This is a genomic window from Segatella copri, from assembly GCF_003465495.1.
Taxonomy (GTDB): domain Bacteria; phylum Bacteroidota; class Bacteroidia; order Bacteroidales; family Bacteroidaceae; genus Prevotella; species Prevotella copri_G.
The window spans coordinates 61,177-83,575 of record NZ_QSAV01000003.1 but is presented as its reverse complement, the minus strand read 5'-3'; the positions used below and the strand labels follow the sequence as shown (position 1 = coordinate 83,575).

The 22,399-nt window shown below is 44.7% G+C and carries 15 protein-coding genes and 1 pseudogene; 4 read left to right on the top strand and 12 right to left on the bottom strand.

Going from position 1 to position 22,399, the window contains the following annotated elements:
* Positions 1-13: 13 nt before the first annotated feature.
* The 8 genes and pseudogenes from DWV53_RS01500 to DWV53_RS01465 form a co-directional block, all read right to left on the bottom strand.
* Entirely contained in the window at positions 14-1,633 is a 1,620-nt protein-coding gene (locus DWV53_RS01500) for a hypothetical protein (protein WP_147468717.1), read from the bottom strand.
* Between the two features lie 3 nt (positions 1,634-1,636).
* Complete coding sequence (locus tag DWV53_RS01495) at positions 1,637-2,818, bottom strand: multidrug transporter (RefSeq protein ID WP_118151155.1); 1,182 nt, start codon at positions 2,816-2,818, stop codon at positions 1,637-1,639.
* An 18-nt stretch (positions 2,819-2,836) separates the two neighbouring features.
* Entirely contained in the window at positions 2,837-4,174 is a 1,338-nt protein-coding gene (locus DWV53_RS01490; protein ID WP_147468716.1) for a hypothetical protein, read from the bottom strand.
* A 171-nt stretch (positions 4,175-4,345) separates the two neighbouring features.
* Positions 4,346-6,838, bottom strand: a complete 2,493-nt coding sequence (locus tag DWV53_RS15585) for a DUF5074 domain-containing protein (RefSeq protein WP_181992376.1) — start codon at positions 6,836-6,838, stop codon at positions 4,346-4,348.
* A 151-nt stretch (positions 6,839-6,989) separates the two neighbouring features.
* On the bottom strand, positions 6,990-9,410 hold the full coding sequence (locus tag DWV53_RS01480; protein ID WP_118151150.1) for a hypothetical protein: 2,421 nt from the start codon (positions 9,408-9,410) through the stop codon (positions 6,990-6,992).
* A 1,117-nt stretch (positions 9,411-10,527) separates the two neighbouring features.
* A pseudogene (locus tag DWV53_RS15950) lies at positions 10,528-10,674 on the bottom strand (zeta toxin family protein); the annotation flags it as partial.
* A gap of 30 nt (positions 10,675-10,704) precedes the next feature.
* Positions 10,705-10,863, bottom strand: a complete 159-nt coding sequence (locus DWV53_RS01470) for a hypothetical protein (RefSeq protein WP_181992382.1) — start codon at positions 10,861-10,863, stop codon at positions 10,705-10,707.
* An 81-nt stretch (positions 10,864-10,944) separates the two neighbouring features.
* Positions 10,945-11,199, bottom strand: coding sequence for a hypothetical protein (locus DWV53_RS01465; protein ID WP_259318886.1), 255 nt, complete (start codon positions 11,197-11,199; stop codon positions 10,945-10,947).
* 501 nt (positions 11,200-11,700) lie between these two features.
* Between DWV53_RS01465 and DWV53_RS01460 the strand changes: the two genes are divergently transcribed.
* On the top strand, positions 11,701-12,567 hold the full coding sequence (locus tag DWV53_RS01460) for a GIN domain-containing protein (RefSeq protein WP_147468715.1): 867 nt from the start codon (positions 11,701-11,703) through the stop codon (positions 12,565-12,567).
* Positions 12,568-12,667: 100 nt separating this feature from the next.
* Here DWV53_RS01460 and DWV53_RS01455 read toward each other — a convergent pair whose 3' ends face one another.
* The 4 genes from DWV53_RS01455 to pyrB form a co-directional block, all read right to left on the bottom strand.
* Positions 12,668-13,447 carry a DUF5020 family protein gene (locus DWV53_RS01455; RefSeq protein ID WP_259318885.1) on the bottom strand — a complete coding sequence of 260 codons (780 nt, stop codon included), beginning with the start codon at positions 13,445-13,447 and terminating at the stop codon, positions 12,668-12,670.
* Between the two features lie 90 nt (positions 13,448-13,537).
* Positions 13,538-14,818: a serine hydroxymethyltransferase gene (gene glyA / locus DWV53_RS01450; protein ID WP_117587318.1), complete on the bottom strand. Its 1,281-nt coding sequence runs from the start codon at positions 14,816-14,818 to the stop codon at positions 13,538-13,540.
* A gap of 132 nt (positions 14,819-14,950) precedes the next feature.
* On the bottom strand, positions 14,951-15,415 hold the full coding sequence (pyrI, locus tag DWV53_RS01445; protein WP_117587317.1) for an aspartate carbamoyltransferase regulatory subunit: 465 nt from the start codon (positions 15,413-15,415) through the stop codon (positions 14,951-14,953).
* 130 nt (positions 15,416-15,545) lie between these two features.
* Positions 15,546-16,493, bottom strand: a complete 948-nt coding sequence (gene pyrB, locus DWV53_RS01440; protein WP_118062888.1) for an aspartate carbamoyltransferase — start codon at positions 16,491-16,493, stop codon at positions 15,546-15,548.
* 115 nt (positions 16,494-16,608) lie between these two features.
* Between pyrB and DWV53_RS01435 the strand changes: the two genes are divergently transcribed.
* From DWV53_RS01435 to DWV53_RS01425, 3 genes are all read left to right on the top strand, one after another.
* Positions 16,609-18,939 (top strand): penicillin-binding protein 1A, encoded by a 2,331-nt coding sequence (locus DWV53_RS01435; protein WP_118151144.1) that lies wholly within the window; start codon positions 16,609-16,611, stop codon positions 18,937-18,939.
* 174 nt (positions 18,940-19,113) lie between these two features.
* The gene (gene pheT / locus DWV53_RS01430; RefSeq protein ID WP_118151142.1) at positions 19,114-21,582 is read left to right on the top strand and encodes a phenylalanine--tRNA ligase subunit beta; all 2,469 of its coding nucleotides are present in this window, start codon (positions 19,114-19,116) and stop codon (positions 21,580-21,582) included.
* 71 nt (positions 21,583-21,653) lie between these two features.
* Positions 21,654-22,397 (top strand): YebC/PmpR family DNA-binding transcriptional regulator, encoded by a 744-nt coding sequence (locus DWV53_RS01425; protein ID WP_022120814.1) that lies wholly within the window; start codon positions 21,654-21,656, stop codon positions 22,395-22,397.
* Positions 22,398-22,399 lie beyond the last annotated feature (2 nt).

Genomic DNA, 22,399 nt, shown 5'->3' with positions numbered 1-22,399 from the left:
TCTTCTTGATGGCTTATCTCAGCACGGTGAGCGCCAAGAGGGCCATGATTATGAGTATACCTGCGATGGTGACAAGGATGGCAACGAGTTTCTTGTAGAGTACGATGCGCTTCTGTATCTTGTCGTTTTCATCTTCCTTCGGCTCCGTATCAAGCAGCTCTTCCTGCGGCTTCACCTCTTTCTCTTCTTCCTTCATCAGAGGTTCCTCTGAGTAGCGGCAGTAGTCGTCTGGAGTCATGTCCACATATTGCAGTTTGTTGAAGAACTCGTCATAGTTGTTGGCGATGGTCTTCGTCTTGGTTTCCAGCATGCTGCAGATAATCTCGTCCGGTTCAATCGAGTCGGCCACCTTTCTGATGGCTACCGACATCTCCTTGCTCAATTTCTGCTGAGCCTCTTCCACCGTTTCTCCCTGCTCATAGAGGGTAGAGGATACGTAGAAGATATTGTTGTTGTAAGACACCTTGTGATTGGAGAAGATTCTACAGAGCTTGCCCTGTATGCTTTCCTTTATCTTTACGGTATCCTTGTTATCATCTATAATCCATATCTTGCCTACCATGACCGAGAGTTCATCCTTGCGGTAGGTTTCCATCAGCTGGCGTCGCAGTCGGTTTATCAGCAGGTAATATTCCATGAAGTTATCATAGATGTTCGCCATGTTGTTGAACATGATATTGCCACTTGTCAGTGCTCTGATTCCTTCTTCCGTTATCTCGTAGTCCACAACGTCTCGTGGCACCAGGGCGTTTACCGGATAGGTGCTCTGGCAGTAGCAGCAGGTTGACTTGGTGATAGGCGAGGTAAATGAGTTCTCGCAGTCGTTGCAGGTATATACCACGGCTGGTCTGTCATAGTCAACACCGATGTGGCGCAGTTTCTTGTGACACTTCGGACAGATGAGCATACCGCCCACATTGTAGCTGCTCTCTGGCGATACGTTGGCGCAGCTGAAGTGGTGGATGATGTTCTGAATCTTCAGGTTCGAACTTCCGCACTTCGGACAGCACTCTGTATAGAGCAGGTGAGAGTGGTTGCACTTAGGGCATAGATGCTCCTTGAGCAGGAAACGGTGAATGCGCAGTGAACCAAACTCCACCATAGAGTCGATGAACATGAACATCTCGTTGAGATGGAAGAGACCCATACTGTGATAGTGCTCGAAGATTGGGTTGATATATCCCAAAGACGATTTCTCCAGCAGTCGGTGTCCCATGATTCGCTGGTCTCTTGAGAGCAGGTATCTCAGAATATTGGCAAAGAGCTGGTTAGGCTGTGTAGGACGGCTTGTTTCGCTTTTTACACCAAACTTCTGTCTTGCCAGCTTGATTTTGTCAATAATCTCGTATACCTTTTCATTGTTCATGTCGCTCACATAGGCATCGATGATATAGTCGATGATCTGTTCCTTTCCCGATAACGCCGTATTGACGAATATCGGTTTGTAGCTACATTTCCACGATAAGATTGGACTGGCTCCATACAGTATAGCATGGAACGCACGCTCACTCTTCGTATTGATGTAAATACAATCGAAGTAGTCGGGCTGGATGTCCGGTGTCGAGTCGATATCTATATAGCTATCGATGGTGAGCACCATATCTCCACGTTTGTTTCTTCTAAGTCCAATCATTCTTTATTTCGTTTTATCTTGATGATTATTGGTGTCGCTCGAAATCATGTTGCTTCGCTTCACGTTTTCGTTCTTGCCTACTGGGATGGTGTACATCGGCAGTGGCTTCGGATCGAGCATGGCACTAATCTTGTTCACTCTTATTCTTACCGGCAGTCTGTTGCTCATTACCCATGCCGGTACTCTCTGGTTCGGGTTCAGGGTGAAGACGGCAACCACTGCGTTGGCATCATGCGAGAAGTTACTCTGCAGATGCTTTGGTATTTCCTCTACTCTCAGACCTACCATCTGCAACTTAGCCTGCAGTTCCAGGTCTTTGTTGATGATGATGTCTGCATCGTCAGGGCTTTCCATATACTTTACCATGTCATTTGGTACGTATGCGATTACGCCCAGATGGCAGTCTGCATAGTCGGTATGCTGGATAACCATCACCTCCTCGCTTTTGAACACCAGGGTTTTGTCGCTCACATTGATTTTTGAGATGTAAGCATCGGCTGGTGCACAGCAGTAGTGTATAAGTCCCGGGTTGTAGATGCTAGTGTTGGAGTAAGGCATGGAAGCATTTGCTCTGCCGGCTCCTCTTCGACTCATAAAGTTATAGGTGGTGTTCTTAGCCTGTGCATAGATTTCCACCTTGTTAGCCTGCTTTCTCAATTCCTCTTCTACCTCGGCAATCTCAGCATCCAGTGCGTTTCGCTTGGTGTTGTCGGTAAGACCATAGTAGATGTCCGAACTTTCTGAGGCTTTCTGTTTCCTCAGTTCGGCAAGGCGGGTGCGCAATACCGGAATCTCCTGCTGTGCGAGTTTAGCCTGCACCTCCATGTCGTGAGTCTCCTTTACGGCAGAAGGCAGGATGTTCGGGTCGTATTGGTTCACAATGTTACCTAGCAGTACATAAGAGTAGAGCGTATCTCCCTTATGCACCACTTCACCCATTTCTTTGTTTACCTTAAGAATATAGATGTCGTCAACGGCACTGATACGGTTTTCATCGAGGGTTATATAACCGTCGAAGGTAGCCCATATCATACGAGTGACAATATAGTAGGCGGCAAGCACGATAACCAGCAGGAAGATCAGGGCAAAGATGATCTGCTGTCTGGCTAGGCGGTGACTCTGCGTCTTCAGCAAGTCTGCCATCGCCTGTTCTTGTGGCGTGCCATTATATTGGAATTCATTCATATTCTAGTTTCCTTACATTCAAAGTTCTATTTCTTTGAAGATGTTGTTGTTGTCATAGATGCTCACGGCTTTCTCTATATTGATGATAGCGAGGGCGCGGTTCTGCATCAGTTTATACATTCGCTCCATACTTTCCAGGAGTCCCGTATATTCGTCCATACGCATCAGATAGTTGTATCCCTGCTTCTGGTTCTGGTAGGCAAACCGCCGCATTTCGATATATTTGCCGGTCTGGTCTATATGGAAAGCCTCGGTGGCTATAGCCTTGTTCAGGTTGTCTATCTTCTTGAGCAGGATGCCTACCGATTGTTTTATTTCCTTCACGTCGGTACCGCGGCTGCTGCGTATGATTTCCTTCTGGGTCTCCAGTGCCTGTCGCTTGCGTGGCGTTTCGTTCCATATAGGAATGGTGAATCTCACGCCCACGTCGGCATTGTTCGAAATCTTGTTGTTGCTCTGCCAGTAACTCGACCATCTTGCGAATGGTGTGAGTCGGGTAGTGCTTAAGTAGTTGGTCAGCTTGCCGTCGTTGTCAGCAATCTGTTCTTTCACCATCATGATTCGTGCATCCAGACTTTCCTGGTTCAGATGGTTCCAGAGGGCTGTTGTGTCTACCACAATCTTGGTTGGTTTGATGCGGTAGATAGGCTTGTTGGTGATATCTCTGTCTGTACAGAGCACGGAGATGTCGTATTCAGCCTCCAGCTTATCGTTCATCACTTTCAGCATCTTGTCGTTGCTGATTCGGTCTTTTTCCAGCATAAACTGGTAAGCTTCGTTCATGATGTCGAGGTTGTCCAGTCTGTGTGCTATGACAGTACCGATATAGAAATTATATTGTTCGGTCAGCTCATCGGCTGCCTTTTCATAGATGTCTGCAGTTTGGCGCTTTTTTATTTGCAAGCGGTCGAGTTCATTGGCAAGAGCAATCTTCGTTCTTTTCTCTTTGCCTTGGTAGAACTTCGAATTGATGATGTTCCATCCCAGTTCGGCTTGAACCTTCATCTTATATTTTGATACCTCTTTTGCGTCGTCTTCATCAGAATCGAAGTACGCATCAGGTCGGGCATAAACCTGTCCGGTCACTTCCAGACCGTTGTGTCTGTTGAGCGCTAGGTGCTCATGTGCAGTTTTCGACCAGAACAGAGAGTCGGTCTTATTGATATCAGCGTGATGCTGTTTATTGAGTCCCAGTTCTATGACTGGTGCTTTCACCCATATAGGGTTTTTGATGAGAGTGTCGAGTTGTGCGAAGCGCTGTTTAAAGTGTCTCAGTACATTATTGTTCTTCAGGTTCTCATATACGAGCATCTTAGGGCTGAAACTTTTCGGCTTTTTGCCTTTCGTCTGAGCCATAGCGCTTTGTGCTGCCATGAGAAGTAGCAGAACAGTAGTTGAGTATAGTATTATTTTTCGCTTCATAATGAGTTATTAAACACGATGAATGCAGCTGCGAGCTGTTGCAGCTGCATTCATCTCGTGTTTCTAATTATATTTCTTATTGCCTTTTGAGCAATCATTCTTTGACTATTTGCCTAGGTTCAATTTGAATACCTGCATGCGGCTTCGTCCGTAAGCAACATAGATGTATCCATTATATACCGTGATATAGTTGGCTGATTTCTCAACGGCTCTATGTGCAATTACTTTATGTGTATTCTTGTCGATTACTACAATTCCGTAAGAACCGTATGCCAGATATACATAGTTGTCGTCAACGAAACATCCATTGCAGAGAGCCTTCCATTTTCCTTCTTTATTCTTTGGAGACGGCATCTGGTAGTGCCATTGCTCGTTGCCATTCATATCATAAACATAGAGACCGGCAGAACTGAGGCAAGCATAAATCATGTTGTCTTTAACAGCAATTACATTCTTGCCATCATTAGGCTCAATCTTGACGTTGGTTTCGAATGTCTTGGTGTTGTTGAAGTCCTCTGTCTTCTCGTTTATGATTTCAATCGTAGCAGGGAGACCTATCTTGGTATCTTTGTTTCTCTCATTCAGATAGAGACCAACAATCTTACCATTACCAATAGCCAAATGCTTTGCCTTTCCTGGTTTGCTATATGTCTCAACCTCGTTCATTGTGGTTGCGTCATATACAGTATAACCCTCGGTTGTTGCAACAATCAGGTGGTTGGTGTTGTCGTTATATACCACGCAGTTTTCATCGTAACCTTTGTACTTTTCCAAAGCTTGTTTCAACTGAACATAGTTCAATGGCTGCTTGATGGTAACTTCTTTTCCATCCGTGCTGGTTATTTCCATAGACTCATCAGCCAGCATGTGATCTTTTCTGATATCCATGTATGCCAGCATAGCACCCTTCTTGTTTGAACTTCCTGGCAGGAAGATTTTATATTCGTCGCTGTTCAGTTTGGTTGCCAGGATATGGTTGAAGTCGAGATCTCTTGCCGAATCGTAAATATACTGTTTCAGCTCTGCCTTGTCATCTTTAACTGGTGACATCACCTCGATACATCCACCATGAGAAAACTCAGTATTATCTTTCTGATTCTGGTTGGTGTGGTATGACATGTAGAGATATCCATTCAGAGGCATGATACCTGTTGCAGAAATATTATGTGTATGTTCCGGTTCCACAGTTGTAATCAGATCCAAACCTGGTTTAGGATTTGGTGTTGGTTCTGGTTTTGGTGTTGGAGTAGGAGTTGGTTCTGGCTCCGGTTCTGGGGATGGTTTTGGATTTGGATTAATCCATCCAGGATTACCGCAATCTGTTGTTCGGTTGATAACCACTTCGTTCTTTGTAACTCCGTTTGTAACAAACATATTGGCATCTGTGAATCTTACATTTGCTTTCTGCCAGTTGACATAGAATGTTCCATCTGCTACAATCTGTGGGTTGTTTTTTCCTGGGGTAGAGAACATCTTTACCAGGAAATATTCCTCACCGGCATCATCTTTCTGTGGAGCACCGTTGTTGAAGAAGAACTTATCTGCCTTTATAACCGCCTTGGCATCATCGCCTTCCAGAATGCTATAACTGGTATCGTTATTATATGATGCAAATTCACCAGAACAATTGATGTAACTCTGGTCAGACAGGATGAGTTTGGCTCCTGAATTCTGAGTGAATTTTGAGCACTCCAGATATTTGGCATGTAAAGCTGTACCAGCAGTGTTGATGTTCACTTCGCCTGCAATTTTGGCGCCACATCCCGAGTAGAGAACAGAGCTGTTTGTTAATTCCAGTCTTTGGGCTGTAATTTTACCATCAACATTCATCTTTGTTCCATTTGTTTCTCCATTAGTAGAGCAGAGCTTCAACTCGTTTCCTCCCGGATTCAAATCACCTTTGATATTGATGATTCCGCTTCCTGGATAGAAATTCTTAGAAGTAACATTGCCGCCAAAATAGGCTTTGCCTGAGATGGCTAAGTCTTTATCAACTACATTCAAATCTTGTGATGTTCTGAATGTTTTGTTGATATCTATTCTCTCTTTTAAGAACTCAATTGTACCATAGTTGTCTATGTCACAGAGCTTGGTAGCATTTCCGTATGAATCAACCAGCTTTCCGCCCTTCAATACGATGATTTTGTAGCCACCATCCCAATAATTATAGGTAAGGGTTGCTCCGCTTTCTACGTAGATGGTTGCGGTATTGCTCATCTGGAATTGATTGGTAAGAGTTATGTTTCCAGATGAAATTTTAAAAACATTACCAGATAATGCTGTCCCTTGTGGAGCTGAGACCAAGTCAATTGCTTCTGCCGGAACAGCTGGTTCTGCCGGCATATCAATTACTCCCTTAAAAGTTGCAGAGTTGTTGTCATCAATTGTTCTAGTAGCCTTAGTAGCACTTGCTGCTTTCGCCTTATAATTAATGATTTGTGTTGCAAGAGTTTGTGCATCTGTAGTTGAAACGACTGTACTGCCAATGATTTTTGGATTCATAATTGGTGATACAGTGGTTTCACCATCACTATTGCTATCACTACATGATGCGAGGAGCAATGCGGCGAAACTGATAGTAGCAAGTTTAAAGTTCATTGCTTTCATGATGTTTCAATTTTTGTTGTTAATACGTTACCTTTTCTTTCAACTTATACCTTAATATAATAGCTGTCCTAATGAGCTTTTATAAGGTTTGTTCTCCCTCACGATAGAGTGAGGGAGAACAAGAGAGTTTTATTAATATTACTTAGTTCGTCTGTGTGAGCTTGTAAACCTGGATACGGCTCTGACCGTAAGCAACATAGATGTTACCATCGGCTACTGCTACATAGTTGGCAGACTTGCCGTTAGATGCCTTGCGGTGGCAAACTTCCTTGCCTGTTGTCTTGTCAAGAACAACAACTCCATAGCTACCACATGCAATGTATACATACTTACCATCTACAGCTACACCATTAGCATTACCTTCAGTCTGACCTTGCTTATCTCCAGAAGAGATAGTTGGACAAGTAAAGAAATCAGTTACTGTATTACCTGAAATCTTAGCCACACCATTCTTACCTTTGCAGACGTAGATATCACCATTTGGTTCGTCAATAGCTATTACCGCCTTATTACCCTTAGGTGCTACTGCGCCAACTGTGTAAGTTTTTTCAGGAGTAGTCATATCAGAACTATTGTATACGTTCAAACTGCCTGTTTCTGTCAATGCATAAATCTTGGTGCCGTTACTGATAACATGCTTGGCTACTGTGCCTTGCAGGTAGAGCTCAGCATTATCATCCTTATCGATTACGTAGAATCCCTGAGTTGTTGCCAATACATGATCTGTACCATATGCTGCAACGCAGTTTGCGTCTACCTTGTCGCTCTTCTTATCAACAGAATGGAGAATCAGGTTGTCGCTAATGCCTGAACCTGTAATAGCAACTTCACCCATGAAAGCACCTACAGAATGACCACCTTCTACATCTTTACCATTGCCCTGCTGGCTACCTGCGAGGAATAGCTTGTCACCTTTAACAATCAGGTGGTTGTAGTCGATATTATCTGCCTTCTTGCTCTGTTCGATAGTCAAAGTCTTGCTGCCTTCTGTCATGCTTGCAACCTCGATGCTACCACCAACTTTATTGTTTCCGTTAGTATGATATGAAACATACAACTTGTTATTTGCAGGCTGGATACATGTTGCAGACTCACCGTCCTTAGGATCTTCTGCAGAAGCAATCAAGTCAAGTTTCTGAGTTGCAACCAACTTGGAAGCGTCTCCCTTCCACTCATAACCATAGTTCTTGTTGTTTTCATCCTTATAGTCAACCATATCGTTCTGGGTAGTCTTGTCATAGTCGATATATGTAGCCTGGATAGCAAGATCCTCGAATGTATTCAACTCTGTAGAGCCATTGAAGCACTTTGTAAACTGGAACAGAAAACATGAGTTATTGCCACTGGTCTTGAATGAAAGGATTCTCTCTTTGCCATTGTTTTCGAACTTATCAGCCTTGATTACTGCTACAGCGTTGTCTTCTGCCAACTCAATCTGACCCTGGTTGCTGTTGTCTGTTACCAAGTTGTTGACGTTTATTACGTTCTTGTTGCTCAAATGAATGGTGCAATTGCCATTCAAGTTCAGAGTTGCATTGCCAGGGATGGTTTTACCGTTCTCGTCTTTCTGCTGTGAACCATCAGCATTCTTAGGGTTGTTTGTAACATTGATGTAGTTGGCAGAAATATAAGCACCGTCATTTACGTTCATAGTACCCAATACCTTGATGGCTGAGTTTTTGCCAGCTTCCAAGTAGCCATCTACGTTGAGGTTCTGAGCCTTCAGGAAGCCCTCTATGCCTAACTGACTTTTAATGTTTACAGTACCGTTGTTGAAGATATTAGATGTGGTGTAAATACTTGCACCATTCTCGATGTTCAACTCAGTGGCACGGATAGAACCCTTGATGTAAGCATTTGCATGAGCACCGAAAGTAATCTTCTGGGTAGGAGTGATACTCTTTTCCTTTTCTGCAGCAGTAGTTTCTTTGATAGCTCCAAGACCTGTTACCAAATTCTTGCCATCATTTGTAGTGCCTGTAAAATTAGCGTAAAGTTCACCATTGATGTTGATGTCACCAGTAGCAACAAACTTGTTCTTGGCATCTGTGCAGAATACGGTGTTGCCTTTAGCTATCATTTCGCCAGTGCCGGTATATTTCAAAGTAGCGCTACTCAGCAATACGATGGTAGTGTTGGTCATCTTTGTTGTATTATCGTACTCGAAAGTAGAGCCTCCGTGTACAAAGATAGTAGCACCATCGATAGTCTTACCAGCGAAGTTAAGGCTCTTATTGCCGGTAATTGCATAGTTCTTGTTTGTGAGGTCAGCTTCTTTATTGAGCTGCTTTGCGTTTTCCTCTTTAGGAGCATCTTTGAAAGCAGGAAAAATAGAGCTTCCTGCTCTTGTGTTAAGGAAGAACTTTCTTGCCTTAGCTGTTGAGTTCTTGTAATTGATTACACGGCTGTTGTCAACAGTCTGTGATTTAAGTGTAATGTTGGTAATCTCTGCAGGATTGATTGCTGGTGAACCACCTGTAGGGTCGCTGTTACTGTCGCTACATGATGCGAATACGAATGCTGCCAAACCGATGGCAGCAAGTTTAGAATTGAATACTTTCATATCTATTTAAGTTTAAATTGTACTTTCAGTTTCTTTAATACCACTTACTTATATTCTTGTCCTCTAGCTCGTTGTATTTTTGGTAGTTTGACTATCGTTTTGGTAGTTTGACTATCATCATCTTGCGTACACTTACAAGTGGAGCCGTTAGACGCTGCAAATTTACTGTAATTTTTACATAATCAGTTGATTTTTGCCGTTAAATAAAGTTAATTCATTGTTTTTCGCTCTGATGGTCACGAGGTTGGCTTGGTGTGGGCGGTAACGAATTGGCTCTTACACTTGTCAAATGATAACTATTTCTGAAATCAATAACACGGAAATTACTCCGATAGATAGCAGAATATCTCCGAAGAATACGAAAATATCTCCGAAAGATAGCAGAATATCTCCGAAGAATAAACCAGGAAAACAAATGTTGGGAATACGATGATGGATATGTGTTGTGGTGACGAGGTGAAGGGTGAAGGGTATATTTTAAATCTTATATATATATTCTTTTTTTAGGATTTTTGGAAAAACCAGAAAATCAGAAAAATGAAAAAACGGATTTTTTCCCTTGCCGCGCGTATATATAAAAAAGAGTTTTCAAACCTTCACCCTTCACCTTTTTATTTAACGTTTTATGTGTCAAATAGTTACGGGTGAAGGGTGGTGAAGGGTGTCTTTCGCTTTTTATAAACATATTTTAAGAATTCTGCCCGTTTTTACATATTTTAAGCGTTTATTTTTGGTTCCAAAAGAGGTGCTATTTTTTAAGGGTCCCCTTTTTCCTCTTTTCTTACCGCTGAAATCTTTGAAAAGCGAGTGGGGTAGGGTATCCCGTCTTATGTTGTGTTAAACAATTATCAGATAAAAGAAGTTAACGATACCGAAAAAGGACTGATTTTTAAACAAATATTAACGCAGAAAAACCGAAGTTTTGCATATTAGATGATTCAAGTTTAAGGCAAGTTCAGAAGTTAAAAGAGTTAAAGAAGTTTAAGCAGTTAAAGAAGTTAAAGGGAAGTTAAAGAAGTTATCACTCCCTACGGTCGTTCAGTAAACCTGGAAAACAAATGTAGGGAATACGATGATGGATATGTGTTGTGGTGACGAGGTGAAGGGTGGTTCTTTGCTCTTTTTGTGCAATATTGTCTGGGTTGATATAAATAGAATCTTCTAGCCATTCGTGGTGTAATACACGACTGGTTATTGTTGTCTTCCCAGAACCATTAGGTCCTGCAATGACAATTAAAACGGGTTTGTGTATTTTTGCCTCCATTAATTCAAATTGAATTTTTGTCGTTGTTCTTTAGCCAGTTTTTGCATATTGGCAAAATAACTTCTGTAAGCTTCTTCGTTTTCTCTGTTGTATTTCGGCAGCCTCATGTATAATCTGAGCCAGCATTTCATCTGTTGGCTCTTCCATGCTTGTCAGTCGATAGCTATTTAATTCTTTTTCTGAAATCATATCACATTTGTATCTAAGAAAACCTGTTTCACATTAGCTTATATTTTCTGCTCAGCAAATAAGTAATCTATATTTCTGCTTTTAGTGCAGTATATGTTCCGCCGACAGCCCGGTTATTTCCTTTACCGTCGCTTCATCTATGCCCTTTGCCAGCATCTTTCTGGCAATCTCAAGACTCCTTTTTTCCATGCCTTCGGCTATACCTTCACGCTTGGCGGTGTCTACGGAATTCTTGATGTCGCGATATGTCATCTTGCTGGTTTCGTACTCCCTCATTTCCTGCGGAGTGAATTTGGCTATCTCGGCTTTGATGTATCTTTCTTCTACCTGCTTCATACGCGATTCATTTAAATTAATACTTTTGCAAAGATTATGTCAGTGAGTGCAATGAAAGCTTGCTTTCGAATTGCCGAGCGCCGTACAATCTTCTGCAAAGATACGCTGAAAATTTGTAACTTCCAAATTTTTAGGCATTTTTTGCATTGGGGGATAGAGAAAAATAAATCTATTGGAACGCCTTGTAGAATTTGTGCCTTTTCCTTGAATACCTTAATGTTATGGCGTGTTGCTTGCTTGAAATTGGAGTGAGGCTTACTTCAATAGTCAACGAATATTATTTCAGTGACTAACGAAGGCTGTTTCAGTGACTAACGAAGGCTATTTCAGTAAGAACAGGAGACTGTTCCAGTGAGAATAGCTTTCTGTTGCACTTTTTTTTCTGCATTTTTTCTCTTATCCTGCAACCTTTTTGTATCTTCTTACGTCTAACCATCAGATTTCCGAAACAGAAAGGTATTCGGTTTATCACGTATTTAGAAACATAAAAATAGAAATGATATGAAGAAATTATGTATTTGGGCGGTGGCTGCCGCTTTATTCTTTGCCCCAATGGGCTTGAGTTCTTGCAGTATGGGATCTTCTGCCAGTGAAATGAAGGGAAGTCTCAACTTTACGCAGGATGATTTGACCGAGAAGCCTTTCAAGGCTATCGACGTGGATGTGATTGCCAGTGTTTATTATACCCAGAACAATGGCGATGAATGCAGCGTTCGATTGGATTACACTGCCATCAAGGATGCTGAGTTCGTACAGAAACTCAAGGAGAAACTCAAGGTGGTTTATCGTGACGGCGAGGTGAAGATCGGACTCAACGGAAAGCTCAAAGTGCCTGCCGCGTGTAACTCTGAAAAGAATAGACTCAAGATTTATATCACCAGTCCTGACCTGGTGAAGATTGCACAGGAAGGCGTGGGTTCATTCTATGCCAAGACGATTAATAGCGACCGCCTGAAAATCGATAACGAGGGTGTAGGCTCTGTCAAGATTGGGAAGATTCTTGCCAACAAACTGGAGGTAACCAACGAGGGTGTTGGCTCGGTAAATATCGATGATGTGGCTGGAGATGATATGAACATTGATAACGAAGGCGTAGGCTCGGTGAAAATCTCTAAGATTGAGATGGGAAGTGTGAAACTGGATAATGAGGGCGTAGGCTCTGTTAATCTGGAAATGTTTAATGGCGGCAGTCTGATTATCAAGAACGACGGCGTGGGCAGCGTGAAAGCCAAGGTTGACTGCCAAAGTGTAAACGCTACATCCGAGGGTGTTGGCGGAGTTAACTTGAGCGGTGTAACCCGTCAGTACAATAAGAAAAAAGGCGGAATCGGAGGAATTTCTGATGGCGGATTGATAGTAAGAAAGTAACGTAAGTTGTTGGAAAACAGAATATAAAGTGGTTAAGAAATAGTGCGGAAAATTTTCAAAAATTCATTTTGAAAATTTTCCGCAGCTAAGAAATTCGTAATTAGAAGTCCCACTTTACACCGAGGCAAGGGCGAACCATCCAGCCGGCATTGCTGCCGAAGTTGTGGCTGATTTCTACCTCGCTACCTATGCTCAGGTTCTCGCAGCCGAAGTGCTGGCCTACATTATACCAGAGCTGTGGCTCAGTAGTGAAGACGGTGTGCTCAGCTTTGTAATCGATGTTGCCATCCTTGTCGAGCTTTGGGTCGCCATCCTTATCCAGGAAAGAACTGTGGTCCTCCCACCAGAAATCTGCGAAACCGCTAAAGTTCAATCCCTTTAATCCAAAGATGTCTTTGCATCCCCAAACAGCAGTCAACTGCATCGGCACGTTCTGGTCGGTCTTGCGGATAGTCTTGTAGAGTGCCTGGAGTGTCAAGGTGTTCTTGAAACTCTTGTCGTGCATGAAATACTCCACACCGAAGAGCCAGGCATTGTTGATAGGGTAGTTCTTGGTAATACCACCATTATACTCTACGTGGAGGCTCCAGTTCTTCATTGGGCTGTTCTGCCAGAAGTTCAATGCACGTGAAATCTCTGTATAGGTACCACCCTGTGCCACGTTTGGACTGTTGGTGTCCATCTTGTCGTAGTTGAAGTCGTGGTCTACAAAGAAATAAGTGCTACCCCATTTGTCCTGCTTGAACATTTCGAGTGTGAGGGTAACAAACTTGCGGTCACTGCCGAAGTCGTAGAAAACTTGGGCGTTGGTCTGTGCTAAAGTTTTGCTCGCAGGGAGCAACGCAAGTGCCATGAGCAGTAGGCTTTTCATCTTTTTCATAATTTTTTTCTTTTCTTTATTATTTATTAAATGAAACAAAAAACTGCGGACGGAAGGCCCGCAGTTTGTAATTATATTTATCCGTAACGATTAGTATGCGAAGAGAGGGTAATCCTTCATTGTTGCATTCACCTTTTCGCGAACGCGGGCAATGACCTTCTCGTCCTCAGGAGCATTCAGAACCTCCTCGATGAGTTCGGCAATGAGATGCATCATGTCTTCCTTGGCACCACGTGTGGTCATGGCTGCTGTACCCAGGCGGATACCTGATGTCTGGAAGGCAGAACGGCTGTCGAATGGAACCATGTTCTTGTTGACTGTGATGTCGGCTGCAACCAGCGCATTCTCAGCTACTTTACCTGTAAGATCTGGATATTTACTTCGGAGGTCTACGAGCATAGAATGGTTGTCTGTACCACCGCTCACGATACCGAATCCGCGACCGATGAGGTCATCTGCGAGTACGGCTGCATTCTTTTTTACCTGAGTAGCATACTCCTTCCATGAAGGCTGCAGATTCTCATTGAAGGCTACTGCCTTGGCAGCGATGACGTGCTCCAGCGGACCACCCTGCTGACCTGGGAATACGGCAGAATTCAAGAGCATGCTCATCTTCTTAACCTCGCCCTTCTTGGTAGTCAAACCCCATGGATTGTCAAAATCTTTGCCCATCAAAATGATACCGCCACGAGGACCACGGAGGGTCTTGTGAGTAGTAGAAGTAACGATGTGCGCATACTTCAATGGGTTGTCGAGCAGACCGGCTGCAATCAGACCTGCAGGGTGAGCCATATCGATCATGAGGAGCGCGCCTACCTCATCGGCAATCTTGCGCATGCGGGCATAATCCCACTCGCGGCTATAAGCGCTACCACCACCGATAATCAGTTTTGGTTTGTGCTCAAGAGCCAGCTTCTCCATCTCGTCGTAGTCTACACGGCCTGTTTCCTTGTTCAGGTTGTAACCGATAGGGTTGTAGAGAATACCGGATGTATTGACGTGGCTACCATGAGAGAGGTGGCCGCCGTGGTCGAGGTTCAAGCCCATGAAGGTATCACCTGGCTTCAATACGGCAAGCAGAACAGCAGCGTTAGCCTGTGCACCAGAGTGAGGCTGTACGTTGGCATACTCAGCACCGAACACCTTCTTTACACGCTCGATGGCGAGGTTCTCTACGATGTCAACTACCTGGCATCCGCCATAATAACGCTTGCCTGGCAGACCCTCGGCATACTTGTTAGTAAGGTAAGAACCCATAGCGTTCATCACCTCGTCACTCACGAAATTCTCAGAAGCGATAAGCTCCATACCCTTCAGCTGGCGCTGATGTTCTCTTTCGATTAAGTCGAAAATCTCTTGATCTTTTACCATTTCCCTTTACTTTTTATGGTTGATGTTTAATGAAATCGGATGCAAAAATAAGCAATATCTCTCAAACTACCAAATAAATCGTAACATTTTGAGTGATATTGCTTACTTTTTGTTATAAACTACCTGTTTTTATTACTTGCAGAGCTCTACTTTGCCCAATTGCTGCTCTTTGTCGCAGTAGTGGCAACGTACGATACCGAGCACTTTGTCTACGGTATGGAAGAGGGTCTGCATAGGCTCGTTGTTGGTGATGCACTTAGGGTTGTTGCACTTTACGATGCCCTTCAGCGTATCAGGAGTCTTGACGGTCTTCTTCTCTACGATTTCGTAGTCTTTGATGATACTCAGTCCGATGTTAGGCGCAACGACAGAGAGTCGGTTGATTTCCTCATCGGTAAAATACTTGTTGGCAACCTTGATGATGCCCTTCTTGCCAATCTTCTTGCTTGGCAGGTTGTAGCCGATAGTAACAGGAGTCTCCATCTTCTCCAACTGGAGCAGATTTACTACCTGATAGGTCTTTTCGGCTGGTATATGGTCGATTACGGTACCGTTCTCGATAGCCGCAACCACTAATTGACTTTTATTATTTCCCATCTCTTTTTTTTTAAATGTTGAGTGTTGAGTGTTGAATGTTGAGTGTTGAATGTTGAGTGAGGCTTGCGCCCTTGAGGGCCATGTTAGGTGTCCGTTAGGCAACTTAACATTCAACATTCAACATTCAACATTATTCAATTATGCTTTTATCGTTCTTCACGTCATCGAGCGAGATGCCGAGGCAGTGGCAGAAGATAGCCTCACGCGCATAGAGACCGTTCTGAGCCTGCTGGATATAGTATGCATGTGGATCATCGTCTACATCGTAAGCAATCTCGTTGACACGTGGCAGCGGATGCATGATCTTCATGTTTTCCTTCGCCTTGCAGAGCATGTCACGCTTCAGGATATACACGTTCTTTACGCGCTCATACTCCATCAGGTCGCTGAAACGCTCCTTCTGTACACGGGTCATGTAGAGGATGTCGGCACCTGCAATCACATCTTCGTTAAAGTCCTCGTGCTCAACATATTTGATGTTGTGCTCCTTGCAGTAGAGTTTATACTCTTCTGGCATGGCGAGTTCCTTAGGTGCGATGAAATGGAAAGTAGGATTGAAGTGGCGCATAGCTGTGATAAGTGAGTGAACGGTGCGGCCATATTTGAGGTCACCCACAAGATAGATGTTCAAGTTCTCCAGGGTACCCTGGGTCTTGTAGATAGAGTAGAGGTCGAGCAGGCACTGTGAAGGATGCATGTGAGCGCCGTCGCCTGCATTTACGATAGGCACTGGTGCTACCTCACTGGCATACTGGGCTGCTCCCTCGATGAAATGGCGCATGGCGATTACATCGGCATAGTTGCTTACCATCAGGATGGTATCCTTGAGGGTCTCACCCTTGGTGGTACTGGATGTCTTGGCATCAGAGAAACCAATGACACGGGCACCAAGGCGGTTGGCAGCGGTTTGGAAACTGAGTTGGGTACGAGTAGATGGCTCGAAGAAAAGGGTCGCTACGACCTTTCCCTTCAACAACTCCCTGTTCGGGTGCTTTTCGAACTCTTGCGCCATTTCCAGGAGGTACATGATTTTCTCCTTGGAAAGGTCTGCAATGGTCACAAAATTATGTTTTTCCATTTGAAATTTGATTGAATGTTCTAAAATCGCCCACAAAGTTACATAAAAAATCTGATTTATGTGTGATAAGTCAAAACTTTTATGTAATTTTGCACAAATATTTAAAGAAATAGTGATGAGAAAGCGATTTATACATATTTTATGGGCTGTTTTCGGCACCGGAATACTCATGGTAATTCTTGCCTTTGTTGCCATCTGGTTTGGAATGATTGGCTACATGCCCGACATCGAGGATCTGCAGAATCCTATCAACAGATTTGCCACCCAGGTTTACTCTGCCGATGGCAAGGTGCTTGGTACGTGGAACCTGAACAAGGAGAACCGTATCGTGATTCCTTACAAGAAAATGTCACCTTATTTAATAAAGGCGCTGGTGGCTACTGAGGATGAGCGATTCTATGAGCATTCAGGTATCGACTTCCGTGCACTGGGACGTGCCATCGTCAAGCGTGGTATCCTGGGACAGACTAATGCGGGTGGTGGAAGTACCATCACGCAGCAGCTCGCCAAGCAGCTTTATTCTGAGAAGGCAGGCAGTACGATGGAACGATTGTTGCAGAAGCCGATAGAGTGGGTGATTGCGGTGAAGCTGGAACGCTATTATACCAAAGAGGAGATTCTGGCTCTCTATCTCAATTACTTCGATTTCCTGCACAATGCTGTAGGAATCAAGACGGCGGCCAATACCTATTTTAATAAGGAACCGAAGAATCTGACCCTCTGTGAGTCGGCAACGCTCATCGGACTGTGCAAGAATCCGTCGCTCTTCAATCCGGTTCGCTATCCGGAGAGAGCGAGGGAGCGCAGAAATGTGGTTCTTTCGCAGATGGTGAAGGCGGGGTATCTGAGCCGGGGCGAGTATAGCCAGTGTGCTGCTGAGCCGCTGACGCTCAATTTCCACCGTACCGACCATAAGGATGGTTCGGCTACTTATCTGCGTGAGTTCCTTCGCCAGTATATGATGGCTAAGCGTCCGGAGCGTAGTGATTATCCATCCTGGAACCGTGCCCAGTTTGTGGTGGATTCTATCCAGTGGGAGAATGATCCGCTCTATGGATGGTGCAACAAGAACTATAAGAAGGATGGTTCGCCATATAATGTATACAGTGATGGACTGAAGGTGTTTACAACTATTGATAGCCGTATACAGCAGTATGCGGAAGAGGCTATGTATCAGCATGTAGCCCGCTATCTGCAGCCTCGCTTCAGTGCAGAGATAGCCCGCAAACCAAGCTCGCCATACAGCGATAAGCTGACACCGAAACAGATTAAGAGTATACTGAACCGCAGTATCACCCAGAGTGAGCGTTACCGTACGATGAAGGCTGCGGGATATTCTGAGGATGAAATCAAGGCGGCATTCCGCAAGAAGCAGGAGATGACCGTATTTACCTATCATGGTGATATTGATACGCTGATGAGTCCGCTCGATTCTATCCGTTATTACAAGAGTTTTCTGCGTAGCGGTTTTATGAGCATGGACCCTAAGACGGGTGCTGTGAAAGCGTATGTGGGTGGATTGGATTATACTCATTTCATGTATGACATGGTGAGTCTGGGACGCCGCCAGGTGGGTTCTACAATCAAGCCATTTCTTTACAGCCTGGCGATGTCTAACGGCTTCCAGCCTTGCGATTTGGCGCCTAACCGTCAGCAGACCTATATGGTGGCAGGTCGTCCGTGGACGCCTCGTAACGCCAACCATTCACGTGCCGGACAGATGGTTCCGCTGAGTTGGGGATTGGCACAGAGTAGCAACTGGGTGAGTGCTTATCTGATGAGTAAGCTCAATCCGCAGCAGTTCGTACAGATGTTGCGCGACTTCGGCATCAACAGTCCTGACATCCATGCATCCATGAGTCTCTGTCTGGGACCATGTGAGGTAAGTGTCAGCGAGATGGTGAGTGCCTATACCGTATTTGCCAACCACGGCATCCGTACTGCTCCAATGTTTGTGAGCCGTATCGAGGATAATGAAGGTAATACGATTGCTACCTTCCAGCCACGTATGAACGAGGTAATCAGTGCCGATAATGCCATGAAGATGCTCACCATGCTGATGGGCGTTGTGGATAATGGTACGGCAGGAAGACTGCGCTACCGTTATAACCTGGAAGGACAGATTGGCGCCAAGACCGGTACTACCAATAACAACAGCGACGGTTGGTTTATCGGCTTTACTCCACAACTCGTAAGTGGCTGCTGGGTAGGTGGTGAGGAGCGTGATATCCACTTCGATTCCATGAGTATGGGTCAGGGCGCTACCATGGCTTTGCCTATCTGGGCAATATTCATGAAGAAGGTTTATGCCGACCCGTCGCTGGGCATCAGTCCTGCTATCAAGTTCGATTTGCCGGAAGACTACAATCCTTGTTCCCGAAAGGCAGCCGAACAGGATGACTTTGAGGAAGTAGGAGGTGGCAGCATCGACGAAGTTTTCGAATAAAAACCAAGGCATTCGCCATTTTTGCATGTATTTATTTTAAATAGTGCAAAAATGGCGAATGTTATTTGTTTATATGCATTTTTTTTTGTATTTTTGCAGAGTTTTAGAACATGCATAGCCCGAATGATGTTTCTTCGGGTTTTCAAAATAGAAATAAAATAAAAAATCATTATAATGAACGTTTCATACAAATGGCTTAAAGAATACGTCGATTTCGATTTGACACCACAGGAGACTGCGGACGCGTTGACCTCTTGCGGACTCGAAGTTGACGCTTTGGAAGAAGTTCAGTCTGTCAAGGGCGGACTGAAAGGTCTCTATGTTGGTAAAGTATTGACATGCGAGGAGCATCCTAATAGTGATCACCTCCATGTTACAACCGTTGACTTGGGTAAGGGTGAACCTCAGCAGATTGTCTGTGGTGCTCCTAACGTTGCTGCAGGTCAGAAGGTTATCGTGGCTGATTTGGGCTGCGTGCTTTACGATGGCGACCAGAGTTTTACCATCAAGAAGAGCAAGCTCCGCGGTGTAGAGAGTTTGGGTATGATTTGTGCTGAGGATGAGATTGGTGTAGGTACTTCTCACGACGGCATCATCGTACTCCCTGAAGATGCTCCGGTAGGTCAGCCTGCTGCTGAATATTACCATCTGGAGAGCGACTGGCTCATCGAGATTGATATCACAGCCAACCGTGCTGATGCGCTGGGCCACTGGGGTGTAGCCCGCGACCTGTATGCCTGGTTGAAGCAGAATGGCTACAAGACAAGCTTGCATCGCCCATCTTGCGATGAGTTTGTGGTAGACAACGAGGATCTTCCTATCGATGTTGAAATCCAGAATACTGAGGCTTGCAAGCGTTATGCCTGTGTAAGCATCACCGGTTGTGAGGTGAAGGAAAGCCCTAAGTGGTTGCAGGATAAGCTGAACATCATTGGCTTGCGCCCTATCAACAATATCGTGGATATCACCAACTACATCATGATGGCATACGGCCAGCCATTGCACTGCTTCGATGCAGACATGGTTACCGGTCATAAGATTGTAGTTCGTACCCAGCCAGAGGGCACCAAGTTTGTTACTCTCGATGGCGAGGAGCATACCTTGGGTGAGCACGACCTGAGCATCTGCAATGCTGAGGAGCCTATGTGTATCGCCGGTATCTTCGGCGGTAAGGGTTCTGGTACTTACGAGACAACCAAGGATGTAGTCTTGGAGAGTGCTTACTTCCATCCTACATGGATCCGCAAGAGCGCTCGCCGTCATGGTTTGAGCACAGATGCCAGCTACCGTTTCGAGCGTGGTGTAGATCCAAACGGACAGATTTATGCATTGAAGCAGGCTGCCATCCTCTGTAAGCAGTTGGCTGGCGGCAAGATTTCCATGCAGATCAGGGATGTATATCCAGAGCCAATGCAGGATTTCCCAGTTCGCCTGAACTATGAGTATGCGCATCGCCTCATCGGTAAGGAGATTGGTGCTGAAACCATCAAGAACATTGCCACATCTCTCGAGATGAAGATTGTGAAGGAGGATGCTGAGGGCATCGACCTCTTGGTTCCTGCTTATCGTGTAGACGTTCAGCGTCCTTGCGACGTGGTAGAGGATATTCTCCGTATCTACGGATATAATAATGTGGAGATTCCAACCCAGTTGAAGAGCTCCCTGACTGTACAGGGCGATGAGGACAAGGCTTATCACAGCCAGAACCTCGTGGCTGAGCAGCTGGTAGGCGAGGGCTTCATGGAGATTCTCAACAACTCTCTGAGCAAGGCTAGCTACTATACCGACTTCGACCTCAACAAGTATCCTAACGAGACAACCGTGAAGGTGATGAACCCATTGAGTGCTGATCTCGGTGTGATGCGCCAGACGATGCTGTTCGGTGGTTTAGAGAGCGTGGTTCGCAACATCAACCATAAGAGCCAGAACCTGAAGTTCTTTGAGGTGGGTAACACCTATATATATAATAAGGAGAAGTGGAGCGAGGAGAGTCCTATCAAGGCTTACTCTCAGGAGGCTCACATGTCACTCTTCATCACCGGTAAGCGCGTAGAGGGCAGTTGGGCTCATGCTGATGAGCAGAGCAATATCTACGAGCTGAAGGCTGTGGTAGAGAATATTCTCCGCCGTGTGGGTATGCCACAGAACAACGTGGTTATCAAGCACAGCGACAATAACATCTTCTCTAAGGGCGTAAGTTACGAGACCCGTGCCGGTAAGGTATTGGTAGAACTGGGTATCCTGAGCCTGAAGTTGAAGAAGGCATTCGATATTGAGCAGGATGTATTCTATGCTGATATCCACTGGGATAACCTGATGAAGGCAGTGAAGAAGGTGAACCTTACTTACACCGACATCAGCAAGTATCCTTCAGTTAGCCGCGACCTTGCATTGCTCGTAGACAAGAATGTAGAGTTCGCTCAGATTGAGCAGATTGCCCGCCAGACAGAGAAGAAACTCCTGAAGAGCGTTGTTCTCTTCGATGTTTACGAGGGTGAGCATTTGCCAGAGGGCAAGAAGAGTTATGCCGTTAACTTCATCCTGCAGGATGAGGAGAAGACTCTGAATGACAAGCAGATAGATGCTATCATGAAGAAACTCATAGCCAACCTTACAGGCAAGCTCAATGCAGAATTGAGATAATGCAGAAGGTGCTCAGTGCAGAATTAAGATAATATTATAAACAAACGATAAACATTTAAAATTTTATTCCAATGGGAAGAGCATTTGAATATCGTAAAGCTACAAAGCTGAAAAGATGGGGCCACATGGCCAAGACATTTACTAAGTTGGGTAAGCAGATTGCTATTGCTGTGAAGGCAGGCGGTCCAGAACCAGAGAACAACCCATCATTGCGTGCTATCATCGCTAACTGTAAGCGTGAGAACATGCCTAAGGATAACATCGCTCGTGCCATCAAGAACGCTTGTGGCAAGGATACCAGCGATTACAAGGAAGTAACATACGAGGGATATGGCCCTCACGGAGTGGCTGTCTTCGTTGATACGCTGACAGACAACACTACACGTACTGTTGCTGACGTTCGTTCTATCTTCAATAAGTTCAGCGGAAACTTGGGTACAACAGGTTCTCTGTCTTTCCTCTTCGACCACAAGGCTGTGTTCACATTCAAGAAGAAGGAAGGTCTGGATATGGATGAGATGATTCTCGACCTGATTGACTACGGCGTAGAAGATGAGTTTGATGAGGATGAGGAGAACAACGAAATCACAATCTATGGTGCTCCTACAAGCTTCGGCGAAATTCAGAAGCATCTGGAGGCAGAGGGTTTCGAGGTAACTGGTGCTGAGTTCACTTACATCCCTAACGATTTGAAGGATGTAACTCCTGAGGAGCGCGAAACTATCGACAAGATGGTTGAGAAGTTGGAAGAGTTTGACGATGTTCAGACTGTATATACCAACATGAAGCCAGAAATTCCTGCAGACGCAGAATAAGC